The sequence below is a fragment of the Aurantiacibacter sp. KMU-128 genome (assembly GCF_056933515.1).
On sequence record NZ_JBXORT010000001.1, the window covers coordinates 65,821 to 84,032 of the forward strand.

At 62.9% G+C, this 18,212-nt stretch carries 17 protein-coding genes; 8 read left to right on the top strand and 9 right to left on the bottom strand.

The genetic code is table 11. The annotated features are described in order from the left end of the window. Positions 1-9 precede the first annotated feature (9 nt). The 4 genes from gluQRS to ACS0VV_RS00420 all read left to right on the top strand — a co-directional run bounded on the left by gluQRS (position 10) and on the right by ACS0VV_RS00420 (position 2,206). A complete protein-coding gene (gene gluQRS, locus ACS0VV_RS00405) occupies positions 10-873 on the top strand; it encodes a tRNA glutamyl-Q(34) synthetase GluQRS (protein WP_483533470.1) in 864 nt (287 codons plus the stop codon). After that, positions 870-1,097 (top strand): hypothetical protein, encoded by a 228-nt coding sequence (locus tag ACS0VV_RS00410; RefSeq protein ID WP_483530773.1) that lies wholly within the window; start codon positions 870-872, stop codon positions 1,095-1,097. Before gluQRS ends, ACS0VV_RS00410 begins: the two co-directional genes overlap by 4 nt. A gap of 129 nt (positions 1,098-1,226) precedes the next feature. Next, the gene (locus tag ACS0VV_RS00415; protein WP_483530774.1) at positions 1,227-1,793 is read left to right on the top strand and encodes a cob(I)yrinic acid a,c-diamide adenosyltransferase; all 567 of its coding nucleotides are present in this window, start codon (positions 1,227-1,229) and stop codon (positions 1,791-1,793) included. Between the two features lie 62 nt (positions 1,794-1,855). Then, the gene (locus ACS0VV_RS00420) at positions 1,856-2,206 is read left to right on the top strand and encodes a hypothetical protein (RefSeq protein ID WP_483530775.1); all 351 of its coding nucleotides are present in this window, start codon (positions 1,856-1,858) and stop codon (positions 2,204-2,206) included. Positions 2,207-2,217: 11 nt separating this feature from the next. Here the strand turns inward: ACS0VV_RS00420 and mutS are convergent, their stop codons facing one another. After that, positions 2,218-4,827, bottom strand: coding sequence for a DNA mismatch repair protein MutS (gene mutS / locus ACS0VV_RS00425; RefSeq protein WP_483530776.1), 2,610 nt, complete (start codon positions 4,825-4,827; stop codon positions 2,218-2,220). A 118-nt stretch (positions 4,828-4,945) separates the two neighbouring features. Here mutS and ACS0VV_RS00430 point away from each other — a divergent pair, with 118 nt between their 5' ends. The 3 genes from ACS0VV_RS00430 to ACS0VV_RS00440 all read left to right on the top strand — a co-directional run bounded on the left by ACS0VV_RS00430 (position 4,946) and on the right by ACS0VV_RS00440 (position 9,818). Beyond that, positions 4,946-7,210, top strand: a complete 2,265-nt coding sequence (locus tag ACS0VV_RS00430; protein ID WP_483530777.1) for an NADP-dependent malic enzyme — start codon at positions 4,946-4,948, stop codon at positions 7,208-7,210. Between the two features lie 65 nt (positions 7,211-7,275). After that, positions 7,276-8,697 carry a DUF1800 domain-containing protein gene (locus tag ACS0VV_RS00435; RefSeq protein WP_483530778.1) on the top strand — a complete coding sequence of 474 codons (1,422 nt, stop codon included), beginning with the start codon at positions 7,276-7,278 and terminating at the stop codon, positions 8,695-8,697. A 2-nt stretch (positions 8,698-8,699) separates the two neighbouring features. Next, positions 8,700-9,818 (top strand): DUF1501 domain-containing protein, encoded by a 1,119-nt coding sequence (locus tag ACS0VV_RS00440; RefSeq protein ID WP_483530779.1) that lies wholly within the window; start codon positions 8,700-8,702, stop codon positions 9,816-9,818. Here ACS0VV_RS00440 and ACS0VV_RS00445 read toward each other — a convergent pair. From ACS0VV_RS00445 to ACS0VV_RS00475, 7 genes are all read right to left on the bottom strand, one after another. Beyond that, complete coding sequence (locus tag ACS0VV_RS00445) at positions 9,815-11,602, bottom strand: SLC13 family permease (protein WP_483530780.1); 1,788 nt, start codon at positions 11,600-11,602, stop codon at positions 9,815-9,817. The two genes, ACS0VV_RS00440 and ACS0VV_RS00445, sit on opposite strands and share 4 nt — an antisense overlap. Before the next feature lie 81 nt (positions 11,603-11,683). Continuing rightward, on the bottom strand, positions 11,684-12,370 hold the full coding sequence (locus ACS0VV_RS00450; protein WP_483530781.1) for an SDR family NAD(P)-dependent oxidoreductase: 687 nt from the start codon (positions 12,368-12,370) through the stop codon (positions 11,684-11,686). Between the two features lie 13 nt (positions 12,371-12,383). Continuing rightward, positions 12,384-13,085, bottom strand: a complete 702-nt coding sequence (trmB, locus tag ACS0VV_RS00455; RefSeq protein WP_483530782.1) for a tRNA (guanine(46)-N(7))-methyltransferase TrmB — start codon at positions 13,083-13,085, stop codon at positions 12,384-12,386. 159 nt (positions 13,086-13,244) lie between these two features. Beyond that, positions 13,245-13,940: a response regulator transcription factor CtrA gene (gene ctrA / locus ACS0VV_RS00460; protein WP_483530783.1), complete on the bottom strand. Its 696-nt coding sequence runs from the start codon at positions 13,938-13,940 to the stop codon at positions 13,245-13,247. Between the two features lie 365 nt (positions 13,941-14,305). Then, positions 14,306-15,199, bottom strand: coding sequence for a TolB family protein (locus ACS0VV_RS00465; protein WP_483530784.1), 894 nt, complete (start codon positions 15,197-15,199; stop codon positions 14,306-14,308). A gap of 206 nt (positions 15,200-15,405) precedes the next feature. Further along, entirely contained in the window at positions 15,406-15,696 is a 291-nt protein-coding gene (locus tag ACS0VV_RS00470) for a type II toxin-antitoxin system RelE/ParE family toxin (protein ID WP_483530785.1), read from the bottom strand. Further along, a complete protein-coding gene (locus tag ACS0VV_RS00475) occupies positions 15,689-15,937 on the bottom strand; it encodes a type II toxin-antitoxin system ParD family antitoxin (protein ID WP_483530786.1) in 249 nt (82 codons plus the stop codon). The genes ACS0VV_RS00470 and ACS0VV_RS00475 overlap by 8 nt, the downstream gene beginning before the upstream one ends. Before the next feature lie 170 nt (positions 15,938-16,107). Here ACS0VV_RS00475 and ACS0VV_RS00480 point away from each other — a divergent pair, with 170 nt between their 5' ends. Next, positions 16,108-16,749, top strand: coding sequence for a hypothetical protein (locus tag ACS0VV_RS00480; RefSeq protein ID WP_483530787.1), 642 nt, complete (start codon positions 16,108-16,110; stop codon positions 16,747-16,749). Between the two features lie 20 nt (positions 16,750-16,769). Here the strand turns inward: ACS0VV_RS00480 and rpoN are convergent, their stop codons facing one another. Beyond that, complete coding sequence (rpoN, locus tag ACS0VV_RS00485) at positions 16,770-18,209, bottom strand: RNA polymerase factor sigma-54 (protein ID WP_483530788.1); 1,440 nt, start codon at positions 18,207-18,209, stop codon at positions 16,770-16,772. Positions 18,210-18,212 lie beyond the last annotated feature (3 nt).

Consider the following 18,212-nt stretch of genomic DNA (forward strand, 5'->3'; position numbering starts at 1 on the left):
GTTTTAGCAATGACCGTCACCCGCTTCGCCCCCAGCCCCAATGGCCCGCTGCATCTGGGTCACGCCTACAGCGCCATCGTGGCGCATGATCTGGCGCGCGAGGCTGGCGGGCGGTTCCTGCTGCGGATCGAGGATATCGACGCAGAGCGTGCGCGGCCCGAATTGCCCGACGAATTCCGCCGCGATCTCGAATGGCTCGGCCTCGAATGGGAGGACGTCCCTGCGCAATCGACGCGGGCGGAATTTCATAGTCTGATGCTGGCCGAAGGCACCTTCGCCAGAGATGCGCGAATCTATGCCTGCGACTGCACCCGCACGGACATCGCAGCCGCTGCGACGCGGGTAGGGCCGGACGGGCCGGTTTATTCCGGCACCTGCCGCAACAAGTCTTATGGAGATATCACGGGCGAACCCGCGTTCCGGCTCAACGTCGCCAATTGTTTGGCCGCAGAGCCCTCACTTGCCAAACTCAGCTGGGAAGACGCGCTCGCAGGCGTGCAACAGGTCGATCCGTATCTGTTTGGCGATATCGTGTTGCAGCGGAAGGACGGCTCGCCCAGCTACCATCTCGCGGTGACGTTGGACGATGCCACCGACGGGGTCACGCTGGTGACTCGCGGGGCCGATCTCTTCGCCGCCAGCCATGTCCACCGCCTATTGCAGGGCATTCTCGGTCTGCCGGTTCCGCGCTGGCACCATCATCCGCTGCTGCTCGACGAAAGCGGGCAGAAGCTTGCCAAACGGCGCGGCTCGCCAAGTCTGGCCGACCGGCGGCAGGCTGGAGAGGATGGTCGCGCGCTTGCGGAAAAGCTGCGCATGGGCGAAATGCCATGTGGTATAACCCTCTCGCGCTCCCCACATGAGGCTGTATGAACACGTTTCTAGTCATCATTATCGCCCTTCTGGCCATCATGGTCGTCGTTTCGCTGGTGCGCGGCATTGTCGCCTTTCTGCAGACGACCAAGCTCGATCTGGAAAATGGCGGTGACAACGCGAAAGAGCTGCAGATGCGGCAAAACAGCGCCATGTTCGCCCGCATCAAGTTCCAGGCGCTGGCAATTGTCGCCATCGCCGTGCTGCTGGCGGTGAATAGTTGATGAGGGTGCGTCAAGCGCGGGAACGGGCGGCAATGTGCCGACCGCAAGGCCGAACGGCCGCCCGCAGCGGGCGCAGCTTGCTGCGCGTCTAGCGAGGACGCACCGGCGGATGCCGGGGCGGAGGAAAAAATGGTCAAGCTCAACAAGATTTACACCCGCACCGGAGACGATGGCACGACAGGCCTTGTCGATGGTTCGCGTCTGCCCAAGCACGCCCCGCGTATGGAAGCGGTGGGCGCGGTGGACGAGGCGAATGCCGCGATCGGCATGGCGGTGCAGGTTCTGGAAGGCGCGCATCGTGACGCGTTGATCCGGGTGCAGAACGATATGTTCGATCTTGGTGCCGACTTGGCCACGCCGGGTGACGATTTTGAACCGGGTGAAATGACGCTGCGGATTGTCCCCGCGCAGGTCGAATGGGTTGAAGGGCGGATCGACGCGGTGAATGCTGGTCTAGAGCCGCTCACCAGCTTTATCCTACCCGGCGGGAGCGAAGCGGCGGCGCGGCTGCATGTGGCGCGCACTGCGGTACGTCGGGCGGAGCGGGCAGTATCAGCATTGGCAGCGCAAGAGCCGGTCAATCCGGCGGCGATTGCCTTTATCAACCGCTTGTCCGATCTGCTGTTCGTGCTTTGCCGCGCAGTCAACAATGATGGCGCAGGCGATGTCCTCTGGACGCCCGGAGCCAATCGCTAGTCCTGCGGATTCTTCGGAACAGCCCTCTGCTCGATCCGTTGATTTCCCAAAGGAGATCAACAATGACCGACAGCAAGACCCAAGCCGAAAGCCAGGAGGCACGTCAGGCCGCGCTCGCGCCCGAGACGCATAATGATGAGCAGGACGATCATCGCAATCAGGCGCAGGAAGTTGCCGAAGAAGCGCAGGCGACCACCACCGAAACGAGCAGTCCGCTTGAAAGCAGCAAGGTGACAGAGAGCATCGCCGTGCAAGGCGCATCGAAACAGGATCTCGTTGACCATATGCGCGACATGGAAAGTTCCGGCCGCATCGACATGGATGCCTATGCCAATGAACCCAACCATGACGACAATGTCGACAAATATGGCAAGGCAAATAAGGTGGATGGCCCGAAGAGCGAGGGCGGTTAACTCTCAATTGCCTAAACGAGGCGCTTCAGTTCATAGAGCATATCAAGCGCCTCGCGCGGGGTGAGTGCGTCGGCATCGATGCTGCCAAGCCGTTCCCTGAGCGCGTCTGCGGGCTCGTCTTCCTGTTCTGCTATAACAGCAAAAAGCGGCAGTTCGCCCAGCCCTGCGGCGAGCCCTCCGGTTTCAGCGCGGCCCTTTTCCAGCTTGTCGAGCACCGACTTGGCCCGCTTCACAACCGGCGCGGGAACCCCCGCCAGTTTCGCGACCGCCAAACCGTAGGACCGATCCGCCGCGCCCTCGGCAAGTTCGTGGAGCAAGACGAGATCGCCCTTCCACTCCTTGGCGCGGACATGGTGGAGGCTCAGCGCATCGCAAGTCTCCGCTAGCCGCACCATTTCGTGGTAATGCGTGGCAAAGAGGCAGCGGCATCGGTTCGTTTCGTGGATCGCCTCGGCTACCGCCCATGCCAGCGCCAACCCATCGTAAGTCGATGTACCGCGCCCGACTTCATCCAGGATCACGAAACTGCGTTCGCCCGCCTGACTCAGGATGGCGGCGGTCTCAACCATTTCGACCATAAAGGTAGAGCGCCCGCGCGCCAGATTGTCCGATGCACCAACGCGGCTGAATAGCTGGTCGACAAGCCCGATAGTGGCGGACTTGGCGGGCACAAAGCCGCCTGCTTGCGCCATCAGAACGATCAGCGCGTTCTGCCGCAGGAAGGTCGATTTGCCGCCCATATTCGGCCCGCCGACCAGCCACAGCCGGTCATCTTCTGTTAGCGCGCAATCATTGGCGACGAACCGCTCGCCCGCTTTGGCCAGCGCCGCTTCGACTACGGGATGCCGCCCCGCCTGAATGTCGAGCACCGGCCTTTCGACAATCACCGGCTTGCACCATTCGCCTTCGCTCGCCCGCTCGGCTTGGCCCGCGCTGACATCGAGACGCGCCAAGGCCGCCGCCGTCGCCGCAATCGCCTCGCGCCGCGCTGCCACCCGCTCGCACAATTCCTCGAAATGCGCCTCTTCGGCCGCCAGTGCCCGCCCGCCTGCCTCGGCAATGCGGCTGGCTTCCTCGTGCAGCTTGAGCGAATTGAAGCGCACCGCCGTCGCCATGGTCTGGCGATGTGTGAAGCCGCTCTCGGGTGCTATCAGCTTGTCGGCGTGCTTGCTCGGCACTTCGATGAAGTAGCCGAGCACGCCATTGTGCCTGATCTTGAGCGAGGGGGTGTCGGTCTCCTCGCGATAGCGCGCCTCCATCGCGGCGATGGCGCGGCGGGCATTGCCGGAGACTTCGCGCAGCTCGTCGAGCGCGTGATCGTATCCGCCCGCGATATAGCCGCCATTGCTGCGCTCGGTCGGCGGCGCAGGGACGAGCGCGCGGCTGAGCAGATCGGTCAGTTCGGCATGGCCGCTGAGTGCGGGTAGCAAATGCGCAAGCAGAGCAGGCTTGTCCGGCTTGGGGGCGAGCAGATCATGGATGCGCCGCGCCTCGATCAGGCCATCGCGGATTTGCCCAAGATCACGCGGGCTGCCGCGCCCCGCCACGAGCCGACCCAGCGCCCTTCCAATGTCGGGCAGGGCGCGCAGAAGCCCGCGCAAATCGGCGCGCAGCAATGGGTCCTTGAAGAGGTACTGGACGAGCGCCAACCGCTCCTCAATCGCGCCCTTATCGGCCAAGGGCGCGGACAAATCCTCCGCCAGCAGCCTTGCGCCAGCACCGGTTACGCAGCGGTCAATCGCGGCAATCAGCGAATGGGTGCGCCCGCCCTGCTGGCTGGCAAGAATTTCCAGCGAAGCGCGCGTCGCTTCATCCATCGCCAGATGCGCGCCCGATTGGCGGGCGACCGGAGGCAGGAGCAGCGGCATCGTCCCGCGCCCGGCATGGTCGAGATAGGCGAGCAATCCGCCCGCTGCGGCGAGCATGGCGCGGCTGAACTGGCCGAACCCGTCAAGCGAGGCGACAGCGTGGATCCGCTTGAGCGCCGCTTCGCCAGCATCGCTGCCGAAACCGGAGCGGGGGCGGATGACAGCTTCATGCGGTGGCGCGTCAAAATCCTCCGGCACCACAATCTCGCTCGCCCCGATCCGCGCCAGCACAGCGCCCAGCGCTTCTGGCGCGCATTCTTCCAGCACCATTGCGCCGGTCGAGATGTCACACGCCGCCACGCCGAACGCCCCGCGCACATCGCACACTGCCGCCAGCATATTGGCGCGGCGCGGTTCGAGCAGCGCATCCTCGGTCAGCGTGCCAGCGGTAACGAAGCGCACGATGTCGCGCTTCACCAGCGCTTTCGACACCGGCGAGCCTTCGCGCTTGGCCCGCGCCTTCGCCTCGTCGGGCGTTTCCACCTGCTCGGCAATCGCCACGCGGCATCCCGCCTTGATCAGCCGCGCCAGATAGCCTTCCGCTGAATGCACCGGCACGCCGCACATCGGCACTTTCTCGCCCCCGCTCTCGCCGCGCGAGGTCAGCGCAATATCGAGAATGCCCGCCGCAACTTTGGCATCGTCGAAAAACAGCTCGAAAAAGTCGCCCATGCGGTAGAACAGCAGGCAATCGCGCGCCTCTTCCTTGAGCGCGAAATATTGCTGCATCATCGGGGTGCGGGCGTCGGCCATTAAGCGACTGCGATACGCGCTACGGCGATGATTCGGAAAGGGCAGTTTTCCAACCTTTCCCCTACCCCTTCGCGCTTCATCGCTCTATGCGGGGGCCGCGAGACAGGAGAGACACGCCTTGGACGAGAAAGACAATACCGGCTTCACCACCCGCGAAGCACTGTTTTACCACGAGACGATCCGCCCCGGTAAGATCGAGATCATCGCGTCCAAGCCGATGACAACGCAGCGCGATCTCAGCCTTGCCTATTCGCCGGGCGTCGCCGCGCCGGTGGAAGCGATTGCGAAAGATCCCTCGTTGGCCGCCAAGTATACCGCGCGCTCCAATCTGGTGGCGGTCATTTCCAACGGCACCGCCATCCTCGGCCTCGGCAATCTGGGCGCGCTTGCATCCAAGCCGGTGATGGAAGGCAAGGCGGTGCTGTTCAAGCGCTTCGCCGATGTCGATTCGATCGATATCGAGCTCGATACCGAAGACCCGGAAGCTTTCATCAATGCCGTGGCGCTGATGGAGCCGACCTTTGGCGGCATCAATCTGGAAGACATCGCCGCGCCCGAATGCTTCATTATCGAGCAGGCCTTGCGCGAACGGATGAACATTCCGGTGATGCATGACGACCAGCACGGCACCGCGATCATCGCGGCGGCGGGTCTGCTCAATGCCGCATATCTCACCGGGCGCGAGTTCAAGGATTGCAAGATGGTGGTGAACGGCGCTGGCGCTTCGGCGCTGGCGTGCACCGCGCTCATCAAGGCGATGGGCGTTCCGCACGAGAACGTGATCGTGTGCGACCGTTCGGGGCCGATCTATCCGGGCCGTGACGGGGTCGACCAGTGGAAGAGCGCGCACGCGGTGGACACGCCGCATCGCAGCCTCGAAGAAGCGCTGGAAGGCGCGGATATCTTCCTCGGCCTGTCGGCGGCAGGTGCGCTGAAACCCGAATGGGTGGCGAAAATGGCCGACCAGCCGATCATCTTTGCCATGGCCAATCCGGTGCCCGAAATCATGCCCGACGAGGCGAAGAAAGTCCGCCCCGATGCGATTATCGCCACGGGCCGCAGCGATTTTCCCAACCAGGTCAACAATGTGCTGGGGTTCCCCTTCATCTTCCGCGGCGCGCTCGATGTGCGGGCTACGGCTATCAACGAGGAAATGAAGGTCGCCGCCGCGCAGGCAATCGCCGATCTGGCGCGGGAGCGGGTGCCGGAAGAAGTGGCTGCCGCCTACGGCATCAATCACAAGTTCGGCCGCGAATACATCATCCCCGCCCCGTTCGATCCGCGCCTGATCGAGCGCGTATCCTGCGCCGTTGCCAAGGCAGCTATGGATTCGGGCGTCGCGCAGGATCCGATTGCCGATTTCGAGGAATACACGCTCGCGCTGCGCACCCGGCTCAACCCGACGACCGCCGCGCTCACTCGCGTGTACGAGGACGCCAAGGCCAATCCCAAGCGCATCGTTTTTGCCGAGGCGGAAGAGGAGGTCGCGCTTCGTGCCGCCATCCAGTTCCGCGATTTCGGCTATGGCACGCCGGTCTTGGTGGGTCGCACGGAGAAAGTGCTGGAAAAGCTGCGCGAGCTGGCGGTCGACAATCCCGAAAGCTTCGAAATCGCCAATTCGGCCAATTATGCGGAGATCGAGCCGATGGTGGAGTATCTATACTCCCGCCTGCAACGGCGCGGTTACACTCAGCGCGATGTGCGGCGCATGGTCAATCAGGAGCGCAACGTGTTCGCTGCGCTGCTGGTGGCGATCGGCAAGGGCGATGGCATGGTGACGGGCCTTACCCGCACCTTCAGCCAGACCGCGCGCGAAATTGCCCGCGTGCTCGATCCCAAGCCCGATGCGATCCTGTTCGGGGTACATATGATCGTCGGCAAGAACCATACGACCTTCCTTGCCGACACGACGATGAACGAGCGGCCCAATGCCGAGCAATTGGCACATATCGCCAAGGAAACCGCCGCCGTCGCGCGGCGCATGGGGCACGAACCGCGCGTTGCGTTCCTGTCCTATTCGACCTTCGGCAATCCCTCGGGCCAATGGCTCGGCAATATCCGCGATGCGGTGGCGCTGCTCGATGCCGATGAGAGCGTGAATTTCGAGTATGAAGGCGAAATGGCACCCGATGCCGCGCTCAATGCGAAAGTCATGGCGCTGTATCCGTTCAGCCGTCTGTCAGGCCCGGCCAATGTGCTCATCATGCCGGGGCTGCAATCGGCGAACCTCTCGGCCAAGCTGCTGCGCGAACTGGGGGGTGACGCGACCATCGGCCCGCTGATGATCGGTTCGGAAAAGCCCGTGCAAATCGCCCCGATGACCGCCATCGCGCCTGATGTTCTGACGCTTGCGGTGCTGGCGGCGGCGGGGATCCTCGGCTGATCCGCGACAGAAAGCGACAATTCGATACGCCTGCGGTTCAGCTCGGTCTGCTATAGGCTGGCAGCATGAACCCGCAGCGCAACATTGCGGCCGATCGCTTTGGCCTTGGCTTGCAGGCGGATGAGGCCGTGCCCGATGATCTGCGCGGCTGGCTGCGCGAGCAGTTGCGCCGCTTCGATCCCGCGCCTTCTGCGCTGGCGGCTATACCAGACAGCGCAGCAATCGGCGGTGCATATGCCGATTTGGTCCGCATCCGCCGCGAAGCACGGCGCGAGGGTGGCAATGCTGAGGAGGCGCGCGCAATGGGCATGGCGGCGCGCCGCGAGGATGTCCGCCTGCTGGCGGAAGCCGCCGCCACCCGCATCGAAATGGCGGTGGCGAGCGACACCAGCTTTGCCGAGCGGCTCGTGCACTTCTGGTCGAACCACTTTGCCGTCTCGGTCGAAAAGCTGCCTTTGCGCATCTATGCGGCGGACTACGAATTCCGTGTCATCCGGCCCAATATCATGGGCAGCTTTAGCGATCTGCTGCTGTCTGTCGCCGCGCATCCGGCGATGCTGATTTTCCTCGACCAGACGCGCTCGGTCGGCCCCGGAAGCGCGCTCGCCGCGCAGGTGAACCGCCGTCGCCGCGACCGCGAAATCGGTTTGAACGAGAATTATGCGCGCGAGATCCTCGAACTGCACACGCTGGGCGTGCGCTCCGGCTACTCCCAGGAAGATGTGACCGAGCTTGCCCGCGCGCTGACCGGCTGGACGGTGGCGGGCGTGGGGGACGGACGGTTGGCGCGCTTTGTCGATGCAGCCGATGGCGAGACTGTCTTCGTCGAGGAGTTGCACCAGCCCGGCCCTCGCACGATCTTGGGCCGATCCTATGCCGATACTGGTGCCGAGCAGGCACAAGCTATCCTGCGTGATCTCGCCCTGCGCCCCGAAACCGCGGCGCATATTGCGCGCAAACTGGCAGTGCATTTCATCGCTGACGATCCGCCCGAAGCGGCCGTTACGCGGCTGGCGCAGGCCTTTCTTGCAAGCGATGGCGACTTGCCGAGCGTCTATGCGGCGCTGATTGACGAGCCCGAAGTCTGGAGCGCGCCGCGCGCCAAGTTCCGCAGTCCGTGGGACTGGCTGGTCGCCAGCCTGAGAGTAACGGGCATCGCCGGTGCGGGCGACAATCTGCGCGGTTCGATCAGGGCGTTCGGGCAGCTAGGACAACCGATTTGGCAGCCGGGCCATCCGGCGGGCTGGAGCGACCAGATGGTCGATTGGGCCTCGCCCGGTGCCCTGCTGGCGCGGGTGGAGCTTGCCAACCGCTTTGCCCCACGGGCGGGCCGGCAGGGGGACGTGCCTGCGCTCGCCGCGCATGTGCTGGGCGATGCTTTGCGCGGCGCAACCGCCGATGCGATCATGGCCGCCGAAGCCAATGGCTCTGGCGACGGCATGGGTCTTGCACTGCTGCTGTCCAGCCCGGAATTCATTCGGAGGTGACGATGCAGGATTTTCCCGTAACCCGCCGCAAACTGATCGCCACCGCTGCGCTCGCTGGCCTCGGCATTACCCTCCCGCGCATCGCGATGGGCGCCGAACAGACCAAGCGGCTCGTTTTCATCATCCAGCGCGGTGCGGCAGACGGGCTCGCTATAGTGCAGCCGCATGGCGATCCGGCCCTGCGCAGCCTGCGCGCGGCGCTGGTGGATGATGACGCGCACGATCTCGACGGCTTCTTCGCACTGCATCCCGCACTGGAGCAGACCGCGCGAATGTTTGCGGCAGGCGAGGCGCGGGCCTTCCACGCGGTCGCCACATCCTACCGCGAACGCTCGCATTTTGACGGGCAGAACCTGCTGGAGACAGGGGCGTCCGCCCCTTATGCCATCGGCACGGGCTGGCTCGGGCGGCTGGTGCCGCTCTTGCCGGGCGAGGGCGGAGCAATGGCCATGTCCGCAACGGTTCCGCTGGCGCTGCGCGGAGAGCGGCCTGTGGCGACCTACGCGCCGCCCAACCGCATTCCCGACCCCAGCGACGAATTGCTGGCGCAATTGAGCACTCTCTATGCAGAGGACGCGCAGCTTGCGGCGCTATGGGACGAGGGGCTGCGCACGCGGATGCTTGCGAGCGATATCGGCGCCAATAATGGCCGTAATGGCGCGGCAGTCGGCGGGCTGGTCGCCTCGCTGCTGACCGCCCCCGATGGCCCGCGTGTGGCGATGATCGAGACCGGCAATTGGGACACGCATCTGGGGCAGGCAGGACGCCTCCGCACTCAGCTGAGCGGGCTCGACGCGCTGCTCGGCGGAATGCGCGCGGGGCTGGGCGGCGTGTGGGCCGATACGCTCGTGCTGATCGCCACCGAGTTTGGCCGCACTGCCGCCATCAACGGCACGATGGGCACGGATCACGGTACCGGGGCTGCCACACTGATGCTGGGCGGCGCGCTGGCGGCGGGCGATCCCGTCGTGGCGGACTGGCCGGGGCTTGCACCAAGCCAACTTTACGAAAGCCGCGATCTGCGTCCGACCGCCAATTTGCTGGACATCATGGCACGCGAGATAGCCGGACATTTCGGGATTGATCCGCAGCGCGCGCTGGCTGCCGTCCGCGCAGGCTAGTAGAACATCGTAATCGCGGTGCAGACGGCAACGCCCACGGCAATATTCATCGGCACGCCCACTTTGAGGAAATCGGTGAAGCGGTAATTTGCCGCGCCATAGACCAGCGTGTTGGTCTGGTACCCGATGGGCGTTGCAAAGCTCGCGCTCGCCCCCAGCATCACCGCGATCACCAGCGGGCGCGGATCGATCCCTGCCGCCTGTGCGAGGCCGATAGCAATCGGCGTCATGATAACGGCGACCGCATTGTTGGTCACCAGCTCGGTCATGATCGAGGTGATGGCGTATATTGCCACCAGCAGCAGGATGGGCGATCCGCCAATCAACAGCGGGCTAAGCGATTCCACCACCAGTTCCATCGTCCCGGCATTCTCCAGCCCCTTGCCGAACGCGAGCATGGCGAAGATCAGCACCAGCGTGCTGCCGTCAAGGCTGGCCCAGGCCTCATCGGGCTCGAGGCAACGGGTGGCGAGCACGAGGCCAACGCCGAGGATCGCCATCAGTTCGATCGGCAGGCCGAACATCGCCGCGCCGATAACCACGGCGGCCAGTGTGACAATCGCGATGGGCGCTTTCTCGCGGCGGAAGGAGCGAATGCCGCTTTCGGTGACATTGGTCAGCTGCACATTGGCTTGCAGAGTGGCCGCTGCATCTTCGGTGGCGGCGATCAACAAGCGGTCGCCCGCGCGCACCCGCACATCGGCAAGCGTCGGCCCTGCCAGATGGCGCGGACGCGACAGGCCAAGCACGCGCACCTGCAAGCGCGAGAGCAGGGGAATTTCCGCGAGCCTGCGCCCGACCACCGGATGGGTGGCGGAAACCACCGCCTCGACAATCCTCAGATCGGCGGGCCGCTCGCTCTTGCGCGTCGCCACGCCGCCGCCCAGCCCGACGAGCCCGGTGCGGAAATCGGGCGCTTCGGCGAGCGAGGCCAGCTCTTGCGGGGTGGCGGAGACAACGAACTGATCGCCTTCCACCAGCTCGTAATTCGCAAAGCCGCTGCGCTGCAGCTCGCGCCCGTTCTGCCGTGCGAGGAATTTGAGGCCGGGGCGGCGCATGAATTGCGTTTCGGCGAGCGGACGCCCGGTCGAGCGGCTCCCTGGAGCCAGCGTCAGATGCGAGAGATACAGGTCGCTTTCGCGCTCCTCGTCATCCGCTCGCGGCCCACGATTGGGAAGCAGCAGCGGGCCAAGCAAAGCGAGCATGGCAAGGCCAGCCGCCGCTCCTGCCAACCCCGCCAGTGTGATCTCGAAAATGCCGAAGGGCTCCAGCCCCGCATCCTGCGCGACGCCATCCACCAGCAGGTTCGTAGAGGTGCCGATCAGCGTCAATGTACCGCCGAGAATGGCGAGATAGCTGACCGGTATCAGTAAGCGCGTCGCAGCAATCCGCATCACACGGGCAAGCCGTTTGGCAATCGGGATCATCACGATCACCACCGGCGTGTTGTTCATGAAAGCAGAAGCCGCCAGCGTGCCCAGCGTAATCTCGCCCAGCGCCAGTTTGGGCCGGCGCAGTGTGCGGGCAATGACCCAGCCCGACACCGCTTCCAGCGCGCCAGTATGCAGCAGCGCGCCCGACAGGATGAACATCGCGGCAATGGTGATCGGCGCGGAATTGCCGAACACCGCCAGCACTTCGTCCTTCGACAGGAAGCCGAGCAACAACATCGCCGCCGCACCAATGATCGCGATGACGACCGGCGGGCGGCGTTCCATCGCAAAGGCGACGAACAGGGCGACAAGGAGGGCAAGCCCGATCTGGGCCGAATATTCGCTCAGCATCGAGTCGCATCAGCGTGGGTCATCGCCGCGACAAATCGGGTAAATCGCGGGGCTTGTCCAACGGATTCAGCGCGCAGATGCCTACCAGGGCAGGGTCGCGCCGGTGTAATCGAGGAAGGCATGGCGCGGCTCCTTCTCGCCCGCCAGCACGTCGAGCATCCCTGCAACGCTGGTGTCGACATCGATCGTCGCATTCGGTCCGCCCATATCGGTCTGCACCCAGCCCGGGTGGAGCGAGAGCACGCCGACGCCGCGCGCCTTCGCGTGTTCCTCGAACAGCGAGCGGGCGAGCATATTCTGCGCGGTCTTCGAAATGCGGTAGAGATTGATGCCGCCCGAGGATTGCGCAATCGAGCCGAGCTCGCTCGACAGCATGGCAATTGTCCCGCCATTGCGGACACAGGGCAGCAGCGCCAGCGCCGCCTGCACCGGCGCGGTGGCATTGGTGTGGAGGATATCGGCGACATTCTCCCGCATCATCTCGCCCAGTGGCTGGTTGCGCGGCCCGAAAATGCCGGCATTGACGATGAGATAATCGAGCGCGCCGCTTTCCGTGCGCCCGGCCAGTGCCGCGACGCTCTGTGCGTCGGTGACATCGCAATCAGCAATAGTGACCGCGCCGCCGCTCGCCTCCGCCAACGCGTGCAAATCGTCGCTGCGGCTGCGTTCCGTCGCAATGACGTGGAAGCCATGCTCCACCAGATGCCGCGCAAAGCCCAGCCCGATGCCGCGCGATGCGCCGATGATGAGGGCCGTCTTCTGGCTCATTGTTGCAACTCCTTCACCGCCGCCGGAACCGGAAATACCACACCTCGTGCCCGAACACGGTGCGCGCCTTGTGTTCGTAGCGCGTCTCGGGCCAGCCCGAGGGGCGGATGCGGAAATCGTCCGGTCCTTCGATCACCCACTCGAACAAATGGGTGAAGCGCCGCATCACCATCAGTGCGTGGCGGACATAGACCGGGTGATCGGTGCCGAAGCGGAATTCGCCGCCCGGCTTTAGCTTGTCGGCGAGCAATTGCACCGGCCCGTCATTCATCATCCGCCGCTTGGCATGGCGTGCCTTGGGCCAGGGGTCAGGGTGGAGCAGATAGGCCATCGTCAGCGCGCCGTCGGGAATGCGCCGCAGCACTTGCAGCGCGTCACCGTGATAAAGGCGCACATTGCCCAGATTCTGGTCGCGGATATGGCCCAGCGCCATCGCCACGCCGTTGAGGAACGGCTCGGCACCGATCAGCCCGTGATTGGGAAGCAAGTCGGCGCGGTAGGCGAGATGCTCGCCGCCGCCAAAGCCGATTTCGAAATGCAGCGGGCAATCCTCGCCGAACAGGCTTTGCGCGGTGACTTCGCCTTCATCGGGCACGGCAATGCGCGGCAGAAGCGTGTCGACCAGCTCCTGCTGCCCCTTGCGCAAAGGCTTGCCCTGGCTGCGGCCATACAGCCGGTTGAGCGTGAGCGGATCGCCTTCTTTGTGTGCTGTCATAGCGCGCTCGCTAGTCGCCTCAGGGTTGCCTTGTCCAGAGGCGATACGTGGCGCTTGGACACAGGAAAGCCCTGGAAGCGGGGTTCATGCTTCCAGGGCTCTTCTGGGTACCCCTCGTCCGTAATCGCGGACGAAGTTCTCTAGGAGATCTATCTCAGATCAGGCAGCTTCCTGCTCGGCATCCGGATCGCGCAGAACATAGCCGCGGCCCCAGACGGTTTCGATGTAGTTCTCGCCGCCGCACGCGCTCGACAGCTTCTTGCGCAGCTTGCAGATGAAGACGTCGATGATCTTGAGTTCGGGCTCGTCCATCCCGCCATAAAGGTGGTTGAGGAACATTTCCTTGGTCAGCGTCGTGCCTTTGCGCAGGCTCAAAAGCTCGAGCATCGCATATTCCTTGCCGGTCAGATGGACGCGGGCGCCATCGACTTCCACGGTCTTGGCATCGAGGTTCACCGCCAGCTTGCCGGTGCGGATGACCGATTGCGAGTGGCCCTTCGAACGACGCACTACAGCATGGATGCGGGCGACCAGTTCGTCACGGTGGAACGGCTTGGTCACGTAATCGTCCGCGCCAAAGCCGAAGGAACGGATCTTGCTGTCCATTTCGGAAATGCCCGAAAGGATCAGCACCGGCGTCTGCACCTTGGCGACGCGCAGCTTCTTCAGCACGTCATAGCCGTGCATATCGGGCAGGTTCAGATCGAGCAGGATGATGTCGTAATCATACAGCTTGCCCAGATCGAGCCCTTCTTCGCCCAGATCGGTCGAGTAGACGTTAAAGCCTTCGGTGGTGAGCATCAGCTCGATCGCCTTGGCGGTTGTCGGCTCGTCTTCAATCAGCAGAACGCGCATTCTTCCGTTCCCTTCGTGTCCCCTTGGGTAACCCCCCTGAACGAGGTGTTGCCATGAATTAACCACGACGCTTCTCACCAAAAAAGGTTAATAAAGCGTTTCGGATGTTAAGACTTTCTGTGTGAGTCTTCGGCGCAACAGGCGGCGGGGGTTAATTTGGTGGGACTTTTCCGCGTTGGCGCGGAAAGGTTTGGAGGTGATTCGGCAGCGCAGCGGTGAAAGTTTGCGCTGTGGGTGTTTCATGAAGTTTGTCCGTGTGCGCAGCGGGAAGTGAAGTTTCGGGAGGCTGATCATGGCCTGCAAAGCTCCGCGTGGATGAAAAAGGGCGCAGCGAAGCTAATGGCGGGTCTCGCCTGTAGGACAGTTCATTCGTTACTCATCCCCACCACCGCCACACGCGTCCCGTCGGGGCTTACCGCGATGCGGGTGGCGCTGGCGAGGCCGTGATCGGCGAGGTCGGCAATGACGTCCCAGCCATCCCCGCCTTCGCGCCAGCGATGCACCAGCGTTCCCTCGATCTGCAAAATCGCGCCGTCGGGCGTCCAGGTGTAGTTGGCATTGCTCCCCGCAATCTGCACCAGCGGCCGCACCGCGCGCGTTGCCGGGTCGAGCGCCTTGATCCACACTTCCTCATTGGTCTGCCGGTGGACGAAGCTGAACTGGCCCGTGCCAGGGATCAGATGCGGCGAGGCAGGCACCGCATGGCCGCTAACGAAGTGATAGCGCGGCTCTCCCGCATGGGTGAGCGCGACGTTGAACCCATAGCGCGACCAGAACAGCACATCGCCGGTGGCAAAATTGCGCGCGAAATAGCCGACCGGCTCGTCCACCCCCGCCGCCTCGAGCAGCCAGACGGGCTCGTCGGGATTGGCGCGGTTGATCTGCCAGATCGAGCGATTGCGTTCGAACACCACGCTGATCGTGCGGTTGTCGGGCGAGGGCGTGGGCGAATACTCGCTTTCGGGCGAGCGCGTGATTTGCGTGTGGGTGCCGCTGGCAATGTCATACTCCCACACATCGGTCTGCACGCCATCGCTGCGCGAATATACAAAGGTTGCGCTGCCTGCGGTGAAGAACGGCTGGTTGTCATAGAGCGTGGGGCGATTGGTGGTGTTGATTCCGTTCGAGAGCGCGTCCTCGCTGGCGGAGGCGTCAAAAGCGAACAGGAAGATATCGGGCTGCGGCTCGGCCGCGTCCTGCGCGAGCGCGGGAGTGGCGAGGGCGAGACTGGCGAGGATGGTTAGGGTTGGGCGGTGCATGGTGGAGCTTCCTCTTAATCAATCGTGACGCTGGACTAGCCTGCCCCCGCGAAAGCGAGGGGGCAAGGGCCGTGCCGCCTACTCCTTTCGTCATGCTGAACTCGTTTCAGCATCCATCCCCGAATTGCGAGCGGCAGTGCGTGGAGCAGAAATGGATCCTGGAAGGGAAACTGGCCGAAGGTCAAAAAAGTTCAGGATGACGCAAACTAAAAGTATCGTTCAAAATCCATGCTGTGATGCAGGACGCGCACTACGAGCACCGCGTCGTCGCTTGGCAGGTAAAATACAACATGGGCCTGCTGCCTGATGCGGCGGAGTCCGGGAGCAAGTTCTTCCGCGCTGCGGCCTAGATACGGGTTGTCCAGCAAGGATCGGAAACAAGCGTCGAATTGTTCGCGATACTTGCGGGCCTGCGGGACTCCGAATTCCGCAATCGTGTAGTCTGCGATGCCAGCGAGATCGTTTTCTGCCGGCCGACTAATATGAAGATCACGCATTGCCAGCGCGCTTCTCAGCCTCCGCCCATATTTCGTCGAGCGATTTCTCGCTCACGCCGCCAGTAAGCCCCTCTGCAATGGCCTCTCGCAGGTTGGCGAGACGGTTCTGCCCTTCCTGATCGCGCCGGACGAGGTCTCTGATATACTCGCTATCATTGGTGAATGCGCCGCGCCTGATCTGGGATTTGATCCAGGCGTCCTGCGTGTCGCTGAGGGTGATGGTTTTGCGGATTGTCGTCATATCGGCATAGATATCATACTATTGGTGCAGCGGAAAGCATCACACTTCAATTAAGTAAGCGGTCGCCAGAGCCTTTGTGCATTGCTGAGGGCTTTGCGAGTCTGTTATTTGATCAGGCAAATTGAAAAAATTCCCATCGATTTAGGGCAAGTTAGCAGCAAGGTACCACCATGAACTTTAGAGAGCGAGCAGACCAACATTTTCGGCAGAAGGCAAAGATTGCTGAGGGCGAGGCCAACCAGAGGCGCGTTACCGCCACAAGGCAGAAGGAAAGGTGCGAGGCCGTAGTCAATAAGCTCAAGAGGTTTTTGCATAGCTTCGAGGCCGAAATCATTGAATTCGGAGGCAATCTTATTTGCGATTCAGGAGTAATGGATTTCAAAACTGGCCTCGACCACTATGAGGCAGATAGAGTAGCGATTGTACACTTTTCAGAAAAAGTTCACAAAAAGATTGGTTTTTTTCGCAAGCGGTGGGTGACAATAAGTGAGCATATTGCGGTGTTTTGGGTGAGTGATGATGAAACAATCCATGGGCGATTCAGTGAATACGCGATGCAGGAAGACGGCCTAACTATGGTTAACTATAGGCCAGTCAAGCGATTTAACAGGAGGCCAAAAGGGCTTCACAGCATAACTCTGGATAATTTCTCAAGAGATGATTTGGCAAAGGAGATCGTGAATAAATCAAAGGGTTTAATATTCGTAGGCGGTGGGGGTGGAATTTCTCTTAATGCCGGTCATGATCTGTCATTAACTAAAAACTTCATAGAAATCTGCTATCTTTATTTGAGATTTCGTGATCGCTCCTAGTCGCCGAGAGATCTAAGACCTCACCCCATCCCCGCCAGCTTCTTCGCCCGCCGACGCTGCACGCTTGAGCCGATCCCGATAGCCTCGCGGTATTTCGCTACCGTCCGCCGCGCGAGGTCGAAGCCCTCGGCTTTCAGCAGGTCCACCAGCGCATCGTCGGACAGCACCGCTTTCGGGTCTTCAGCATCGCACAGCGCCCTGATCCGCGCCTTTACCGCTTCCGCGCTCGCGCCTTCGCCGTCTGCCGAGCCTACGCCGCTGGAGAAGAAGTATTTCAGCTCGAACGTGCCGCGGTCGCAATGCAGGAACTTGTTGCTCGTCACCCGGCTGACGGTGCTTTCGTGCATTTCGATGGCCTCGGCTACCTTAGCCAGCGTCAATGGCCGCAGCTCCGACACGCCGCGGCGGAAAAAGCCGTCCTGCTGCTTCACGATCTCGGCGGCGGTCTTCAGGATCGTCTTCTGCCGCTGGTCGAGCGCCTTGATGAGCCAGTTCGCGTCCGCCAGCTTCTCGCTCAACCAGCCCTTCGCTTCCTTGTTCACCGCGCCCGCGCGCAGTTCCACATAATATCCGCGATTGACCACCAGGCGCGGCAGCGTCGCCTCGTTCAAGCGGATGTCCCAGCCGCCATCTGCCGCGGCACTCACCAGCACATCGGGCACCACCGTGTTCGCCGCGCTGCCGCCAAAGGCGAGGCCAGGCTTGGGATCGTAGCTGCGCAATTCGGACAGCATATCCGCCAGATCCTCGTCATCGACGCGGCAGATGCGCTTCAATTGCGCAAACGCGCCCTTGGCCACCAGATCGAGGTTCTTGAGCAGCACTTCCATGCACGGATCGTAGCGGTCCGCCTCTTTCGCTTGCAGCGCGAGGCATTCACCAAGGTCGCGCGCGCCGACGCCGGTGGGGTCCATGCTCTGCACGCATTCGAGCGCCCGCTCGGCATCGGCGAGCGGCACGCCCAGAGCGGCGGCGACATCGCGCAGGGGCACGGTGAGATAGCCCGCCTCGTCCAGCTGCGCGATCAAATGGTGGGCGATGAAAGCGGTGTGCTGGCACGGCGCGCAGGTGCCGACTTGCGCCTCGAGATGGTCGGCGAGGGAGAGCGCGGCATCCTCGCGGTTTTCGAGGTCGAACCCGCCATCCTCGCCGCCGCCGGAGGACATTTGCGCCGACCAGTCGCCGGTGTCGCGGTCACGGTCGAGCGCGCTCTCGTCGATATCGAGCGCGCGCTCGCCTTCGGCAGAGGTCGCATCGCGGATTTCGGGTTCGGGCGGCGCCTCGCCATCGGACACGCGCATTTCGCCCGCTTCGAGCAGCGGGTTGCTCTCCAGAGCATCGCCGATAAAGCTCTCGATTTCGAGATTGCTGAGCGCCAGCAGCTTGATCGCCTGCTGCAATTGCGGCGTCATCACCAGCGATTGCGATTGGCGGAGGTCTAGTCTCGGCCCCAATGCCATGAC